Annotated in this window: 11 protein-coding genes; 8 read left to right on the top strand and 3 right to left on the bottom strand. The window is 67.1% G+C overall.

Features of this window, described 5'->3' with window-relative positions; genetic code table 11:
- The first annotated feature begins 120 nt into the window (after positions 1-120).
- The 4 genes from smc to def all read left to right on the top strand — a co-directional run bounded on the left by smc (position 121) and on the right by def (position 7,774).
- Positions 121-3,633 carry a chromosome segregation protein SMC gene (gene smc / locus CFB82_RS11320; RefSeq protein ID WP_046545990.1) on the top strand — a complete coding sequence of 1,171 codons (3,513 nt, stop codon included), beginning with the start codon at positions 121-123 and terminating at the stop codon, positions 3,631-3,633.
- 85 nt (positions 3,634-3,718) lie between these two features.
- Positions 3,719-5,002 (top strand): cell division protein ZipA C-terminal FtsZ-binding domain-containing protein, encoded by a 1,284-nt coding sequence (locus CFB82_RS11315; RefSeq protein WP_089484158.1) that lies wholly within the window; start codon positions 3,719-3,721, stop codon positions 5,000-5,002.
- A gap of 166 nt (positions 5,003-5,168) precedes the next feature.
- The gene (ligA, locus tag CFB82_RS11310) at positions 5,169-7,244 is read left to right on the top strand and encodes an NAD-dependent DNA ligase LigA (RefSeq protein ID WP_069248282.1); all 2,076 of its coding nucleotides are present in this window, start codon (positions 5,169-5,171) and stop codon (positions 7,242-7,244) included.
- Positions 7,241-7,774 carry a peptide deformylase gene (gene def, locus CFB82_RS11305; RefSeq protein ID WP_069248281.1) on the top strand — a complete coding sequence of 178 codons (534 nt, stop codon included), beginning with the start codon at positions 7,241-7,243 and terminating at the stop codon, positions 7,772-7,774. Before ligA ends, def begins: the two co-directional genes overlap by 4 nt.
- A 92-nt stretch (positions 7,775-7,866) precedes the next feature.
- Here the strand turns inward: def and CFB82_RS11300 are convergent, their stop codons facing one another.
- From CFB82_RS11300 to map, 3 genes are read right to left on the bottom strand one after another with little or no spacing between them, the layout of a single operon-like run.
- A complete protein-coding gene (locus tag CFB82_RS11300; RefSeq protein WP_089484157.1) occupies positions 7,867-9,873 on the bottom strand; it encodes a pseudouridine synthase in 2,007 nt (668 codons plus the stop codon).
- Positions 9,874-9,889: 16 nt separating this feature from the next.
- Positions 9,890-12,466, bottom strand: coding sequence for a [protein-PII] uridylyltransferase (locus tag CFB82_RS11295; protein WP_089445867.1), 2,577 nt, complete (start codon positions 12,464-12,466; stop codon positions 9,890-9,892).
- 45 nt (positions 12,467-12,511) lie between these two features.
- The gene (gene map, locus CFB82_RS11290) at positions 12,512-13,327 is read right to left on the bottom strand and encodes a type I methionyl aminopeptidase (RefSeq protein ID WP_021159103.1); all 816 of its coding nucleotides are present in this window, start codon (positions 13,325-13,327) and stop codon (positions 12,512-12,514) included.
- Between the two features lie 378 nt (positions 13,328-13,705).
- On the opposite strand from map, the gene rpsB reads away from it, so the two are divergent.
- From rpsB to frr, 4 genes are all read left to right on the top strand, one after another.
- Positions 13,706-14,446 carry a 30S ribosomal protein S2 gene (rpsB, locus tag CFB82_RS11280; RefSeq protein WP_006752149.1) on the top strand — a complete coding sequence of 247 codons (741 nt, stop codon included), beginning with the start codon at positions 13,706-13,708 and terminating at the stop codon, positions 14,444-14,446.
- Positions 14,447-14,609: 163 nt separating this feature from the next.
- A complete protein-coding gene (gene tsf, locus CFB82_RS11275) occupies positions 14,610-15,491 on the top strand; it encodes a translation elongation factor Ts (RefSeq protein WP_069248279.1) in 882 nt (293 codons plus the stop codon).
- Between the two features lie 163 nt (positions 15,492-15,654).
- Positions 15,655-16,368, top strand: coding sequence for a UMP kinase (pyrH, locus tag CFB82_RS11270; RefSeq protein WP_011352459.1), 714 nt, complete (start codon positions 15,655-15,657; stop codon positions 16,366-16,368).
- Positions 16,369-16,459: 91 nt separating this feature from the next.
- Positions 16,460-17,020: a ribosome recycling factor gene (gene frr, locus CFB82_RS11265; protein WP_039342717.1), complete on the top strand. Its 561-nt coding sequence runs from the start codon at positions 16,460-16,462 to the stop codon at positions 17,018-17,020.
- Positions 17,021-17,047 lie beyond the last annotated feature (27 nt).

Genomic DNA, 17,047 nt, shown 5'->3' with positions numbered 1-17,047 from the left:
CCAACGCTGTATGCGCGCGGCCCCGCTTTTGAATTCCGGGGCGCATCGCGCGCATGGGCTGTCCGGCCTCGCGCAGTGCGGCTCCGTCCGTTTCACACCTTCTTCACATCCGATACCGCCGTGCGTCTGAGCTCGATCAAACTCGCTGGCTTCAAATCCTTTGTCGATCCCACGCATTTCCAGGTTCCGGGCCAGCTTGTCGGCGTGGTGGGCCCGAACGGGTGCGGCAAGTCCAACATCATCGATGCCGTGCGCTGGGTGCTCGGCGAGTCGCGCGCTTCCGAGCTGCGCGGCGAATCGATGCAGGACGTGATCTTCAACGGCTCGACCGCCCGCAAGCCCGGCAGCCGGGCCAGTGTCGAACTGATCTTCGACAACTCCGACGGCCGCGCGGCCGGCCAGTGGGGCCAGTACGGCGAGATCGCCGTGAAGCGCGTGCTCACGCGCGACGGCACGTCGAGTTACTACATCAACAACCTGCCGGCGCGCCGCCGCGACATCCAGGACATCTTCCTCGGCACCGGCCTCGGGCCGCGTGCGTACGCGATCATCGGGCAGGGCATGATCGCGCGGATCATCGAGGCGAAGCCGGAAGAGCTGCGCGTGTTCCTCGAGGAAGCCGCGGGCGTGTCGAAGTACAAGGAACGCCGCCGCGAGACCGAGAACCGCCTGCACGACACGCGCGAGAACCTGACGCGCGTCGAGGACATCGTCCGCGAACTCGGCGCGAACCTCGAGAAGCTCGAGGCGCAGGCCGTCGTCGCGACCAAGTACAAGGAACTCGTCGCCGACGGCGAGGAGAAGCAGCGCCTGTTGTGGCTGCTGCGCAAGAACGAGGCCGCCGGCGAGCAGCAGAAGCAGCAGCGCGCGATCGAACAGGCGCAGATCGACCTCGAGGCGCAGACGGCGAAGCTGCGCGAGGTCGAGGCGCAGCTCGAGACGCTGCGCGTGGCGCATTACTCGGCAAGCGACGCGATGCAGGGCGCGCAGGGTTCGCTCTACGAAGCGAACGCCGAGGTGAGCCGCCTCGAAGCCGAGATCAAGTTCATCGTCGAATCGCGCAATCGCGTGCAGGCGCAGATCGCCGCGCTGAATGCGCAGCGCGAGCAATGGCGCGCGCAGGCCGAGAAGGCGCAGGACGAGCTCGAGGAAGCCGAAGAAGCGCGCGCGATGGCCGACGAGAAGGCCGCGCTCGCCGAAGACAACGCCGCTGCGAAGCACGACGCGCTGCCGGCGCTCGAGGCGAAATTCCGCGATGCGCAGGCGCAGCTCAACGACGAGCGCGCGCGGATCGCGCAGACCGAACAGTCGCTGAAGCTCGAAGCCGCGCACCAGCGCAACGCCGACCAGCAGCTCCAGCAGCTGCAGCAGCGCCATGAGCGCCTGAAGAGCGAAGCGGGCGGGCTCGATGCGCCGGACGAGGCGCAGCTCGAAGAGCTGCGCATGCAGCTCGCCGAGCAGGAAGAGATCCTGGCAGAGGCGCAGGCGCGCCTCGCCGACGCGCAGGAAACGGTGCCGCGCCTCGATGGCGAGCGCCGTGCCGCGCAGGAGCGCGTGCAGGCCGAAGCCGCGCAGATCCACCAGCTCGAGGCACGTCTCGCCGCGCTGAAGCAGCTGCAGGAAAACGTGCAGACCGAAGGCAAGGTACAGCCGTGGCTCGACAAGCACGAGCTCGGCGCGCTGCCGCGTCTGTGGAAGAAGCTGCATGTCGAAGCCGGCTGGGAAGCGGCGCTCGAAGCCGTGCTGCGCGAGCGCCTCGCCGCGCTCGAAGTGTCGAATCTCGACTGGGTGAAGGCTTTTGCCACCGACGCACCGCCCGCGAAGCTCGCGTTCTACGCGCCGCCCGCAGCCGGTGAACCGCCGGCGGCCGTGGCCGGCCTGCGTCCGGTGCTGTCGCTCGTGCGCATCGACGATGCGGGCATCCGCGCGGTGCTGAACGACTGGCTCGGCAACGTGTATGTCGCCGACGACGTCGCGCAGGCGCTCGCGACGCGCACGCAGCTGCCGGCAGGCGGCGCGTTCGTCGTCAAGGCCGGCCATATCGTCACGCGCGTCGGCGTGCAGCTGTATGCCGCCGATTCGGAGCAGGCCGGGATGCTGGCCCGCCAGCAGGAAATCGAAAACCTGACGCGCCAGGTGCGTGCGCAGGCGCTGCTCGCCGACGAGGCGCGCACGGCCGCCGTACGTGCGGAAGCCGCGCACACGCAAGCCACGCAGGCGCTCGGCGACGTGCGAGCGCAGGCCGAGCGTGCGACGCAGCGCGTGCACGCGCTGCAGATGGACGTGCTGAAGCTTGCGCAGGCGCACGAACGTTACACGCAGCGCAGCACGCAGATCCGCGAGGAACTCGAGGAAATCGGCGCGCAGATCGAGGAGCAGCGCGCGATGCGCGCGGAGTCGGAAGCGAATTTCGAGCGTTTCGACGGCGAACTGGCAGAACTGCAGGCGCGCTTCGAGGACAACCAGCTCGCATTCGAAGCGCTCGACGAATCGCTGACGCAGGCGCGTCAGGAAGCGCGTGACCTGGAGCGCGGCGCGAACGACGCGCGCTTCGCCGCACGCAATGCCGTGACGCGGATCGACGAACTCAAGCGCAGCATCCAGGTCGCGCACGAGCAGAGCGAGCGCGTCGCCGCGTCGCTTGAAGACGCACGCGCCGAGCTCGAGACGATCAACGAGCAGACCGCGCACACGGGCCTGCAGGATGCGCTCGAGATTCGTGCGGTGAAGGAAGAGGCGCTGCAGGCCGCGCGGATCGAACTCGACGACCTGACCGCGAAGCTGCGCGCGTCGGACGAGCAGCGACTCGTCGCCGAGCGCTCGCTGCAGCCGTTGCGCGACCGCATCACCGAATTGCAGTTGAAGGAGCAGGCCGCGCGCCTGTCGGTCGAGCAGTTCGCCGAGCAACTGACGACGGCCGAGGTCGACGAGGAAGCGCTGCGCGAGAAGCTCACGCCGGATCTGAAGCCGTCGTACCTGCAGGGCGAGGTTACGCGCCTGAACAACGCGATCAACGCGCTCGGCCCGGTGAACATGGCCGCGCTCGACGAGCTGAAGGCCGCGAGCGAGCGCAAGGTGTTCCTCGACGCGCAGTCGGCCGACCTGATCGACGCGATCACGACGCTCGAGGACGCGATCCACAAGATCGACCAGGAAACCCGCACGCTGCTGCAGGGCACCTTCGACGAGGTCAACCGTCACTTCAGCGACCTGTTCCCGCGTCTGTTCGGCGGCGGCCAGGCGAAGCTGATCATGACGGGCGACGAAATTCTCGACGCCGGCGTGCAGGTGATGGCGCAGCCGCCGGGCAAGAAGAACGCGACGATCCACCTGCTGTCGGGCGGCGAGAAGGCACTGACCGCGACCGCACTGGTGTTCGCGATGTTCCAGCTGAACCCGGCGCCGTTCTGTCTGCTCGACGAGGTCGACGCGCCGCTCGACGACGCGAACACCGAGCGTTTCGCGAATCTCGTGCGCGCGATGTCCGACAAGACGCAGTTCCTGTTCATCTCGCACAACAAGATCGCGATGGAAATGGCGCAGCAGCTGATCGGCGTGACGATGCAGGAGCAGGGCGTGTCGCGGATCGTTGCGGTGGACATGGAAACCGCCGCGGGATTTGCCCAGAATTGACGTTTGACGAAACCGGACCGCGTTCGCGCGGCGCATGGGCGCCCGTTCGCGGTTCCGACGAACAAGAATTGCTGATGGAGCGTGCATGGACGAGTTGACACTCGGTTTGATCGGCGCGGGCGCCGTCGTGGTGGGCGGCGTCGTGGTCTACAACGCATGGCAGGGCGCGAAGGTGCGGCGCAGGATGCCGCGCCCGATGCCGGAGGAAGCGGCCGAGGCGATGAACCGCCCCGAACGCGAGGAAGAATTGCCGTTCATCGAGCCGGTGCGCCAGCCGGTGCGGCGCGAGCCCGCGGCACCGGCCCCGGCGGCCGCCACGGGCGGCACGCCGGCCGAAGTCGCGCGCGTCGAGCCGACGTTCGGTGGAGCGGCACCTGCCGACATGCCGGCCGATCTGCAGGCCGAGGCGACCGGCGTCGATGCACCGGCCGAGTCGGTCGAGCCGGTTGCGGGCGAAACAGCCGTGCCGGCTTCCGCGCACGACACGCACGCTGAACCGGCAGAGCCGGCCGAACCGGTGCTGCCGGCCGCCACGACGATCTCGTCGGCCCCGCCGGCAATCGTCGATCGCCGGATCGACTGCATCGTGCCGATCCGCCTCGGCGGGTCGCTGCCGGGCGACAAGATCCTGCCGGCCGCGCAGCGGCTGCGCCGCGCGGGCAGCAAGCCCGTGCACATCGAAGGCAAGCCGGAAGGCGGCCAGTGGGAGATGCTGCAGAACGGCGTGCGCTACGAGGAACTGCGCGCGGCCGCGCAGCTCGCGAACCGCAGCGGTGCGCTGAACGAGCTCGAGTTCTCCGAATTCGTGACGGGCGTCCAGCAGTTCGCCGACGCGATCGACGGCGCCCCCGAATTCCCGGACATGATGGAAACGGTCGCGATGGCGCGCGAGCTCGACGCGTTCGCCGCGCAGTGCGACGCGCAGCTGTCGATCAACGTGATGTCGGACGGCGCGCCGTGGTCGGCGAACTACGTGCAGGCGGTCGCGTCGCAGGACGGGCTGCTGCTGTCGCGCGACGGCACGCGTTTCGTGAAGCTCGACGCGAAGCAGAACCCCGTGTTCATGCTGCAGTTCGGCGACACGAACTTCCTGCGCGACGACCTCACGTACAAGGGCGGCAACATGATCACGCTGGTGCTCGACGTGCCGGTCGCCGAAGAGGACATCCTGCCGTTCCGGCTGATGTGCGATTACGCGAAATCGCTGTCCGAACGGATCGGCGCGCGGGTCGTCGACGATTCGCGGCGGCCGCTGCCGGAATCGACGCTGGTCGCGATCGATCAGCAACTGATGAAGCTGTACGCGAAGCTCGAGGAAGCCGGCATCCCGGCCGGTTCGCCGGTCACGCGCCGCCTCTTCAGCCAGTAACGCGCGCCCGGCGGGCGGCGGCTTCCGGCGCCGTCGCCCGACGCTGCCATGCACCGTGCTTGTGTGCACTGCAGCGGGCCCGCGCGGCACGCATCGCGTGCCCCCGCTGCGGCGTCAAACTGAGATAATCGGAATTCCGATTTTTCAGAACGACTCTGCCGCCAGCATGGCCCGAACCCAAGCCGAACCGCCAGCCAGCCAGCCCGACGCGCGCGCCGCGTGGCTGCGCGATCAACTCGAGCGGGCGAACTACGCCTATTACGTGCTCGACCAGCCGGATCTGCCAGACGCCGAATACGACCGGCTGTTCCGCGAATTGCAGCAGCTCGAGACCGACCATCCCGAACTCGTGACGCCCGATTCGCCGACGCAGCGTGTCGGCGGCGAGGCGGCCGGCGGCTTCACGCCGGTCGTCCATGACGCGCCGATGCTGTCGCTGAACAACGGTTTCGCCGACGAGGACATCGTCGCATTCGACAAGCGTGTCGCCGACGCGCTCGACAAGACCACCGATCTCGCCGGCTCGGTGACGGAGCCCGTCGAATACGCGTGCGAACTGAAGTTCGACGGTCTGGCGATCTCGCTGCGCTACCAGCAGGGGGTATTCGTGCAGGCGTCCACGCGCGGCGACGGGACGACGGGCGAGGACGTGACCGAGAACGTGCGCACGATCCGCTCGATTCCGCTGAAGCTGAAGGGCAAGCACGTGCCGGCCTTGCTCGACGTGCGCGGCGAGGTGCTGATGTTCAAGCGCGATTTCGCACGCCTGAACGAACGCCAGCGCGCGGCCGAGCAGCGCGAATTCGCGAACCCGCGCAACGCGGCGGCCGGCAGCCTGCGCCAGCTCGACTCGAAGATCACCGCGCAGCGTCCGCTGTCGTTCTTCGCGTACGGGATCGGCGTGCTCGACGGGATGCCGATGCCCGATACGCACAGCGCGCTGCTCGACTGGTACGAGTCGCTCGGCCTGCCCGTGAACCGCGAGCGCGCGGTCGTGCACGGCGCCGAAGGCTTGCTCGACTTCTTCCGCAAGGTCGGCGAGAAGCGCGAGTCGCTGCCGTACGACATCGACGGCGTCGTCTACAAGGTCAACCGGCGCGACGAACAGGAGCGCCTCGGCTTCGTGTCGCGCGCGCCGCGCTTCGCGCTCGCGCACAAGTTCCCTGCACAGGAAGCGCTGACCAAGCTCGTCGCGATCGACGTGCAGGTCGGCCGCACCGGCGCGATCACGCCGGTCGCGCGCCTCGAGCCCGTGTTCGTCGGCGGTGCGACCGTGACGAATGCGACGCTGCACAACGAGGACGAAGTGCGCCGCAAGGACATCCGGATCGGCGATACCGTGATCGTGCGCCGCGCGGGCGATGTGATCCCCGAGGTGGTCGGCGCGCTGCTCGACCGGCGACCGGCCGATGCGGCCGAGTTCGTGATGCCGACCGAATGCCCGGTGTGCGGCTCGAAGATCGAGCGCCTGCCGGACGAGGCGATCGCGCGCTGCACGGGCGGCCTGTTCTGCCCGGCGCAGCGCAAGCAGGCGTTGTGGCACTTCGCGCAGCGCCGCGCGCTCGACATCGACGGGCTCGGCGAGAAGATCATCGACCAGCTCGTCGAGCTGAATCTCGTGCGCACGCCGGCCGACCTGTTCAATCTCGGCTTTGCGACGCTCGCCGAGCTCGACCGCTTCGCCGAGAAGTCGGCACAGAACCTGCTCGACTCGCTCGAGAAGGCGAAGCATACGACGCTCGCGCGCTTCATCTACGGGCTCGGCATCCGTCACGTGGGCGAATCGACCGCGAAGGATCTCGCGAAGCATTTCGGCTCGCTGACGCCGATCATGGACGCATCGATCGAAGAACTGCTCGAAGTCAACGACGTCGGGCCGATCGTCGCCGAGTCGCTCCATCAGTTCTTCGCGGAAGAGCACAACCGGACCGTGATCGAGCAGTTGCGCGCGCCGGGCAAGGTGACGTGGCCGGAAGGGCCGCCCGCGCCGAAGGCGCCGCAGGGCGTGCTGGCCGGCAAGACGGTCGTGCTGACGGGCACGCTGCCGACGCTCACGCGCGATGCCGCGAAGGAAATGCTCGAAGCGGCAGGCGCGAAAGTGGCCGGTTCGGTATCGAAGAAGACGGATTACGTGGTCGCGGGCGCCGAAGCCGGCAGCAAGCTCGCGAAGGCCGAGGAACTCGGCATCCCCGTGCTGGACGAAGACGGTCTGCACCAACTCCTGGAGGGTAATACGCCATGATTCGCGAGATCCTGAAGATGGGCGATCCGCGCCTGCTCGAAGTCGCCAAGCCGGTCGAGCGGTTCGATACACCCGAACTGCACGAGATCGTCGCGGACATGTTCGAGACGATGCACCATGCGAACGGCGCCGGCCTGGCCGCACCGCAGATCGGCATCGGGCTGCAGATCATCATTTTCGGCTTCGGCAACAACAACCGCTACCCGGACGCGCCCCCGGTGCCCGAGACCGTGCTGATCAACCCGAAGATCGAGTACATGCCGCCGGACATGGAAGAGGGCTGGGAAGGTTGCCTGTCGGTACCGGGCATGCGCGGCGTCGTCAGCCGCTACGCGAAAGTGCGCTACAGCGGCTTCGACCAGTACGGCGAGAAGATCGACCGCGTGGTCGACGGTTTTCACGCACGCGTCGTCCAGCACGAATACGATCACCTGATCGGCAAGCTGTATCCGATGCGGATCACCGACTTCACGCGCTTCGGCTTCACGGAAGTGCTGTTCCCGGGGCTCGATCCGGCTTCCGACGACTGATTGCCGCACTGGCTTCTCAGCTTCTCGCAGACAAGAAAAAGCCCGCTTGCGCGGGCTTTTTCATTGCGTGGCGCACGGGTGTGCGCCCGCGATCAGAACGTCTCGTCGGCCGACAGATAGCGCCATTGACCCTGCGGCAGTGCGCCGAGCATCACGCGGCCCATTCGGACGCGCTTCAGGCCGATCACGTCGAGGCCCACCAGCTCGCACATGCGACGGATCTGGCGCTTCTTGCCTTCGCGCAGCACGAAGCGCAACTGCTCGCCGTTCTGCCAGCTCACCATCGCGGGCTTCAGCGCGACGCCGTCGAGCTCGAGGCCGTGGCGCAGCTTTGCGAGCGATTCCGCGGGGAAGTGCTGGTCGATGTCGATGAGCCGTTCGCCGAAGCGCACGCGCACCAGGTACTCCTTGTCGATGTCCGATTGCTCGCCGATCAGCTGCTTCGCGATCACGCCGTTCTGCGTCAGCACGAGCAGGCCGGTGGAGTCGATGTCGAGACGACCGGCCGGTGCGAGTGCGTGCAGGTGCTGCGGCGAGAAACGCACCGGCGAATGATCGCCGCTCCAGCGGTTCGCGCGCGTGATCAGCACGGCCGCCGGCTCGTAGCCGTCTTCCGCCTGGCCCGACACATAGCCGACCGGCTTGTGCAGCAGGATCGTCACTTGCGCGGCCTGTGCGGCGCTCGCCCGTTCGTCGATCTCGATCTTCTGGTCCGCGCGTACCTTGGTGCCGAGCGTGTCGATGCGTTCGCCGTCGACGAGGACCCAGCCCTTTTCGATCCATTCGTCGGCTTCGCGGCGCGAGCACATGCCGAGCTCGGACATCCGTTTCGACAGGCGCATCAGACCCGATTCGTCACCGTAGTCGATATCGGCGGCGGCGCGCTTGACCGGTTGCGCGGTCTTGACCGCACCGAACGAGCGGCGCTCGCCGTCGCGCGCGGGGCGGGCCGGGCGGTCGCCGAAGCTGCGCTTTGCACCTTCGCCGGCAGGCTTGTCGCGATACGACGGGCGCTTGCCGTCGTCGGCGCCTGCGCGGCGCGGGCGGCCATCGTCATCACGGCGCGGCGGGCGATCGGACGACGTGCGGCGGTCGCCGAAGCTGCGCTTCGCGCCTTCGCCGGCTGCCTTGTCGCGATACGGCGCGCGTGCGCTGCCTTCACTGGAACCTGCGCGACGCGGACGTGCATCGTCATCGCGGCGCGGCGGGCGATCGGACGACGTGCGACGGTCGCCGAAGCTACGCTTCGCGCCTTCGCCGGCAGGCTTGTCGCGATACGGCGCGCGTGCGCCGCCTTCACTGGAACCTGCGCGACGCGGACGTGCATCGTCATCGCGGCGCGGCGGGCGATCGGACGACGTGCGGCGGTCGCCGAAGCTGCGCTTTGCGCCTTCGCCTGATGCGTTGTCGCGATACGGCGCGCGTGCGCCGCCTTCACTGGAACCTGCGCGGCGCGGGCGGGCATCGTCATCGCGGCGCGGCGGGCGATCGGACGACGTGCGGCGGTCGCCGAAGCTGCGCTTTGCGCCTTCGCCGGATGCGTTGTCGCGATAAGGCGTGCGTGCGCCGCCTTCGCCACCTGCACGATGCGGGCGGGCATCGTCGTCGCGGCGGGGCGGGCGATCCGACGACGTACGACGGTCACCGAAGCTGCGCTTTGCGCCTTCACCGCCGGCGTTGTCGCGATACGGCGCGCGTGCGCCGCCTTCGCCACCTGTGCGACGCGGCCGTGCGTCGTCATCACGGCGGGGCGGGCGATCGGACGACGTGCGACGGTCGCCGAAGCTGCGCTTCGCGCCTTCGCCGGATGCGTTGTCGCGATAAGGGGCACGCGTGCCGCGTTCGGCACCGCCGTCACGCGGCGCACGCTTGGCCGGTGCGCGATCCGCGCCCGGGCGCTCGGCGCCCGCGGCGGCGCGCGGCTTGAACGTGCGCTCGCCGGCAGCGGCCGGGGCGGCCTTCTTCGGGCGGGCCGGCTTGTCCCCGGCGGGAGGCGTAGCGGGACGCACCGCCTTGCGGGCGACGAGGCTGCCGGAGCGGACAGGGGCGCGGGTCGGCGACGCCGGCTTCGGATTCTTGACGGTTAATTTGGTGCGCATAAACGCTGGGATTCATTCAGACTGCGATCGCACGCAGCAATTCGGTTTCGAGCTGGATCTGCAGGCGGTTGTCGGACAGGCCGGCACCCGCGAGCAGGAAGATGTCTTCGACGCGCTCGCCGAGCGTATTGATCCGCGCCGCATGGACGCCGATCCGATGCTCGGCGAGTACGCGCGCGATCGAATAGAGAAGGCCCGGCCGGTCGTTGGCCGACACGGACAGGATGTAGTACTGGCCGCGCTCGTCGGCCCGCAGGTCGACGCGCGGCGTGATCGGAAACGTCCGGGACAGCCTCGACAGGCGGCCCTTGGACGGCTCCGGCAACGGTGCGGTTTCGGTGAGTCGCGACGCGAGTTGCTGCTCGACGAGATTCGCGATGTCGCGATACCGCACGTCACGCTCGGTCTGCGTGACGATGAAATTGTCGAGCGCATAGCCGTGCCGCGTCGTGCTGATGCGGGCGTCGAGCACGGACAGCCCGTTGCGGTCGAAGTACGCGCAGATGCCCGCGAACAGGTCGGGGCGATCCTTCACGTACACGAGCACCTGCAGCGCATCGCCGATCGGCGACGGCCGCGCGCGGACGATCGCGGTTTCGGCATTCACGTGCCGGTATAGCACGCGCGTCTGCCACGCGATGTCGGCCGCGTCGTGACGCAGGAAGAAGCCGACGTCGAGCTGGTCCCACAGCGCGCGATGCGCGTCGTCGGGCACGGTCTCGAGGCGCAGCAGCGCGAGCGCCTGTTCCTGCCGCGACTTCAGCTCCGAATGCGCGTCGGGGTTGGCCCCGCCGAGCACCGCGAGCGTGATGCGGTACAGGTCCTCGAGCAGCTTGCCCTTCCACGTGTTCCACACCTTCGGGCTTGTGCCGCGGATATCGGCGACGGTCAGCAAGTACAGCGCGGTGAGGTACCGCTCGTTGCCGACGACTTCCGCGAAGCGCTTGATGACTTCGGGGTCGCTCGTGTCCTGCTTCTGTGCGACCTGGCTCATCGTCAGGTGATGCTGGACGAGCCACACGATCAGCGCCGCATCGTCGCCGGCGATGCCGTGCTCGCGGCAGAAGCGCCGCGCGTCGGCCATCCCGAGCGTCGAGTGGTCGCCGCCGCGGCCCTTCGCGATGTCGTGGAACAGCGCCGCGACATACAGCACCCACGGGCGCTCGAAGTTGCCGATCAGCTGGCTGCAGAACGGATATTCGTGCGCGTGCTCGGCCACCGCGAAGCGGCGGATGTTGCGCAACACCATCAGGATGTGCTGGTCGACCGTGTACACGTGGTACAGGTCGTGCTGCATCTGGCCGACGATGCGGCGGAAGTTCAGCAGGTAGCGGCCGAGCACGCTCGTCTGGTTCATCAGCCGGAACGCGTGCGTGATCCCTTCGGGTTGCTGAAGGATCCGCATGAACGTGTCGCGGTTCTGCGGATCGCGGCGCCACGCGTTGTTCATGATCTCGCGCGAGTTGTACAGCGCGCGCAGCGTGCGGGCGGACAGCCCCTTCACGCCGCGGGTCGTCTCGTACAACAGGAACGCTTCGAGGATCGCGTCGGGATGGCGTTCGAACACGCCGTCGTCGACGATCTCGAGCATGCCCTGCTTCTCGACGAAGCGGTCGGGCGACAGCACGCGCGTGATGCCGCTCGTCGCGGGGAACAACTGCGCCTCGATGTTCTGGATCAGGATCGTCGCGAGCTGCGTGACGGCTTTCGCGGCCCAGTAGTAGCGGCGCATCAGCTGTTCGCTCGCGCGCTTGGCCTGCGTCGGCTGGTAGCCGAAGCTCTCGGCGGCCTGCGTCTGCAGGTCGAACACGAGCATGTCCTGGCGGCGGCCGGCGATCACGTGCAGCCGCGCGCGCAGCGTCTTCAGGAAACCTTCGTTGCGGCGCAGCTCGCGCGCTTCGCGGTCGCTGATGAGGCCACGCGTGTCGAGTTCGCGCCAGCTGCTGCCGAAACCGGCCGCGCGCGCGATCCACAGGATCGTCTGCAGGTCGCGCAGCCCGCCGGGGCTTTCCTTCACGTTCGGCTCGAGGCTGTACGGCGTGTCCTGGAACTTCGCGTGGCGCTGGCGCATCTCGAGCACCTTCGCGGTGAAGAACGCGCGGGCGTCGAGCGCCTCGTGGTAGCGCACCGTGAAGCGTTCGAACAGCGCGGTGCTGCCGACGATGCGGCGCGCTTCCAGCAGCGAGGTCTGTACCGTGACGTCCTGCGACGCCTCCTCGATGCACTGCGCGACCGTGCGCACGCTGCTGCCGATCTCGAGGCCGAGATCCCACGCCATGCCGATGAAGCGCTCGATGCGCGCATCGAGCGCCGGGTCGTGCGCATCGGGCAGCAGCACGAGGATGTCGACGTCGGAATAGGGCGCGAGCTCGCCGCGCCCGTAGCCGCCGACGGCGACGAGCGCGAGCGTCGCGGGCAGCCCGCAGTCGTCCCATACGCGCTTCAGCGCTTCGTCGGTGAGTTTCGACAGCGCGTGCATCAGCGACGCGACGTTTGCCGCGCGGCGAAAGCGCTCGAGCATCTCCGTCTTGGCGGCCTTGAATTCGGCGCGCCGCGACAGCGCTTCGGGCGAGGGGGCAGCGTGAGCGCTCATGGGCGGCCGTTCAGGTGCGGGTGGGGCGGGCTGGCGCGACGGCGCTCAGACGGCGGCGGCCGGTTGCGCGAACACGGGGCGCGCCGGCGTGCCGGCCGATACGGTCAGCACCTCGTAGCCGGTTTCGGTGACGAGCACCGTGTGCTCCCACTGCGCCGACAGGCTGCGGTCGCGCGTCTTGACCGTCCACTGGTCGGGCATCGTGCGGATGTCGCGCTTGCCGGCGTTGATCATCGGCTCGATCGTGAAGATCATCCCGGCCTTCAGCTCGATGCCCGTGCCCGGGCGGCCGTAGTGGACGACCTGCGGATCTTCGTGGAACACCGTGCCGATGCCGTGGCCGCAGTATTCGCGCACGACGCTGTAGCCCTGCGCTTCCGCGTGCTTCTGGATCGCGTAGCCGATGTCGCCGAGGTGCGCGCCCGGCTTGACCTGGTCGATGCCGAGCCACATGCATTCGTAGGTGGTCTGCACGAGGCGCTTCGCGAGGATCGACCCCTCGCCGACGATGAACATGCGGCTCGTGTCGCCGAAGTAGCCGTTCTTGATCACGGTGATGTCGATGTTCAGCGCATCGCCGTTCTTGATCACCTTCTCGCCGGGAATGCCGTGGCAGATCACGTCGTTGACCGAAATGCAGGTGGCCTTCGGGTACGGCGGGTAGCCGGGCGGCTGGTAGTTCAGCGGCGCCGGGATCGTGCCCTGTTCGTTGAGCATGAACTCGTGGCAGAGGCGGTCGAGTTCGGCGGTCGTGATGCCCGCGACGACGTGCGGCGTGATGAAGTCGAGCACTTCGCTCGCGAGACGGCAGGCGACGCGCATCTCGGCGATATCGTGTTCGTTTTTGAGCGTAATAGCCATCGAGGTATGCCTGGAATGCGGTGAATTGACGGATTATCGCACCTTCTGGCAGGCGTCGCAGCCCCTGCCGGCGGTGCGGATGCGGGTTTTCGCTGATTGTCCGGCCGGCTGCCGCGCGGCAAGCGAAAGTGGTGAGCGACTTGAGAGCGGACAAATCGGCGTGCTATACTCTTTGGCTAAGTCGATATCCAATTGCCGAGCTTGCCCCGTGTTGGGGCGGCATCGCGGATAGAAGGCTTACGGCACGGGCGTTTGCACGTGCCGAATCGCAAGCCGGCGCAACCAGGGTGCCGGCCGCGCGGAACTCGCGCCCTTCGGGGTGGGATCGCGCGGCGGTACGGCGGCCGGCTTAAGACCCAACCCTCGTGGAGAATTTACATGGCAGTTACGATGCGCCAAATGCTGGAAGCGGGTGTCCACTTCGGTCACCAGACGCGCTTCTGGAACCCGAAGATGGCTCCGTTCATTTTCGGTCACCGCAACAAGATTCACATCATCAACCTCGAAAAGACGCTGCCGATGTTCACGGACGCACAGAAGTACGTGCGCCAGCTGGCAGCGAACCGCGGCACGATCCTGTTCGTCGGCACGAAGCGTCAATCGCGTGACACGATCGCCCAGGAAGCGCAGCGCGCAGGCATGCCGTTCGTCAACGCACGCTGGCTCGGCGGCATGATGACCAACTTCAAGACGCTGAAGGTATCGATCAAGCGCCTGAAGGACATGGAAGCGGCAGTCGAGGCAGGTGAGCTCGAAAAGATGAGCAAGAAGGAAGCGCTGCTGTTCGAACGCGAAATCGCCAAGCTGCAAAAGTCGATCGGCGGCGTGAAGGACATGGGCGGCATTCCGGACGCGATCTTCGTCGTGGACGTCGGCTACCACAAGATTGCTGTCACCGAAGCGAACAAGCTGGGCGTGCCGGTCATCGCCGTGGTCGATACGAACCACTCGCCGGAAGGTGTGGATTACGTGATCCCGGGTAACGACGACTCGAGCAAGGCAGTCGCGCTGTACGCTGAAGGCGTGGCCGACGCGATCCTCGAAGGCCGTGCGAACGCGGTCAACGAAGTGGTCCAGGCCGCACGCGGCGACGACGAGTACGTCGAGGAAAACGCGTAACTGGCCCCGAGCCGGCGCAAAAAGGGGGCTCTCAACAGGCCCCCTTTTTTTAAGCTTGTGCGCCGGACCTGATCGCGCCGAATAGGGTGCGGGTCCGGAAACGAATCTCGGCCGTTCGCGTCCAAGCGGGCGGCGTTGTGAATACAGACTCAAGGAGCGAATGATGGCGGCAATTACCGCAAGCATGGTGGCAGAACTGCGCGCAAAGACCGACGCACCGATGATGGAGTGCAAGAAGGCGCTGACGGAAGCCGACGGCGATCTGGCCAAGGCTGAAGAACTGCTGCGCGTCAAGCTCGGCAACAAGGCGAGCAAGGCGGCATCGCGCGTGACGGCAGAAGGCGTCGTCGCATCGTTCGTCGGCGGCAACGCAGGTTCGCTGGTCGAACTGAACTGCGAAACCGACTTCGTCGCGAAGAACGACGACTTCCTCGCATTCTCGAAGACGGTTGCAGAACTCGTCGCGACGCAAAACCCGGCCGACGTGGCTGCGCTGTCGGCGCTGCCGCTCGACGGCTCGACGGTCGACGCAGTGCGCCTGGCACTGGTCGGCAAGATCGGCGAGAACGTCTCGATCCGCCGTTTCGTCCGTTTCGAAACCGCAAACAAGATCGCAACGTACCTGCACGGCGCGCGTATCGGCGTGATCGTCGAGTACACGGGCGCGGACGAGCAGGTCGGCAAGGATGTCGCGATGCACATCGCGGCAATGAAGCCGGTCGCGCTGTCGTCGGCTGACGTGCCGGCGGAACTGATCGAGACGGAACGCCGCGTGGCCGAGCAGAAGGCCGCAGAATCGGGCAAGCCGGCTGAAATCGTCGCGAAGATGGTCGACGGCAGCGTCCAGAAGTACCTGAAGGAAGTGTCGCTGCTGAACCAGACGTTCGTGAAGAACGACAAGCAGACGATCGAGCAGATGCTGAAGGCAGCGGATGCCGCAGTGCAGAAGTTCGCACTGTTCGTCGTCGGCGAAGGCATCGAGAAGCGCCAGGACGACTTCGCCGCCGAAGTGGCCGCGCAAGTCGCAGCAGCAAAGCAGCAGTAAGCCGTAAGCAGTCAGGCAGTATCCGCGGCGGGCGTCCGCTCCGCCGCGGTCGGCGGCGCCGCCGGCCGGCCGGGAAACCCCGTCCGACCGTCGGCGCTTGCCCGAATCAGTATTTCGCCCCTACAGTTCGTGGTTGTCATCCTCTCGTCGCTCGGAAGCCCCTATGTCCAATGCCTATAAACGCGTCCTCCTCAAACTCTCCGGCGAAGCGCTGATGGGCGACGATGCCTTCGGCATCAATCGCGCGACGATCGAACGGATGGTGGCCGATATCGCCGAAGTCGTGCGTCTCGGTACGCAGCTCGCGGTCGTGATCGGTGGCGGTAATATTTTCCGCGGTGTCGCGGGTGGCGCGGCCGGCATGGATCGCGCGACGGCGGACTACATGGGGATGCTCGCGACGATGATGAACGCGCTGGCGCTGCAGGACGCGATGCGCCACGCCGGCATCGAGGCGCGTGTGCAGTCCGCGCTGCGGATGGACCAGGTCGTCGAGCCGTACATCCGGCCCCGCGCGATCCGCCAGCTCGAGGAAGGCCGCGTCGTGATCTTCGCGGCCGGTACGGGCAACCCGTTCTTCACGACGGACACGGCCGCCGCGCTGCGCGGTTCGGAAGTGGGCGCCGAGGTCGTATTGAAGGCGACCAAGGTCGATGGCGTATATTCTGCCGATCCGAAGAAGGATCCGTCGGCCACGCGTTACACGACGATCACTTTCGACGAGGCGATCAGCCGCAACCTGCAGGTGATGGACGCGACGGCCTTTGCGCTGTGCCGCGACCAGAAGCTGCCGATTCGCGTGTTTTCGATCAACAAGCCGGGCGCGCTCAAGCGCATCGTGCTGGGCGAGGACGAAGGTACGCTCGTCCACGTGTAAACTCCCGCGGATGCGGGCCATCGGCCGCGGCGCATCCGACGCGCCGGGCAGGGCCCGTGTTCTTTGAAGGTTAGAAGGTTCGGAGGTTGAAATGAGTGTCGCTGATACCAAGAAGGGCGTCGAGCAAAAGATGCAGCGCTCGATCGAAGCGTTCAAGAACGATCTGGCAAAGATCCGTACGGGCCGTGCACACACCGGTCTGCTCGATCACGTGCAGGTCGACTACTACGGCTCGATGGTGCCGATCTCGCAGGTCGCCAACCTGACGCTCGTCGATGCGCGCACGATCGGCGTGCAGCCGTGGGAAAAGAACATGGTCGCGAAGGTCGAGAAGGCCATTCGCGAAGCCGACCTGGGCCTGAACCCGGCCACCGCCGGCGACCTGATCCGCGTGCCGATGCCCGCGCTGACGGAAGAGCGCCGCCGCGAGCTGACCAAGGTCGTCAAGAGCGAAGGCGAAACGGCCAAGGTCGCGATCCGCAACCTGCGCCGCGACGCGAACGAAGCGCTCAAGAAGCTCGTGAAGGACAAGGAAATCTCGGAAGACGACGAGCGCCGTGCGAGCGACGACGTGCAGAAGCTGACCGACAAGCACGTTGCCGAAATCGACAAGCTCGTGCAGAGCAAGGAAGCCGAGATCATGACGGTCTGACGACCGTCCTCGCGCGCCGCCTTCTTC

It is taken from the genome of Burkholderia sp. HI2714, assembly GCF_002223085.1.
In the GTDB taxonomy this organism is placed as follows: domain Bacteria; phylum Pseudomonadota; class Gammaproteobacteria; order Burkholderiales; family Burkholderiaceae; genus Burkholderia; species Burkholderia lata_D.
This window is presented reverse-complemented; position numbering and strand designations above follow the sequence as displayed.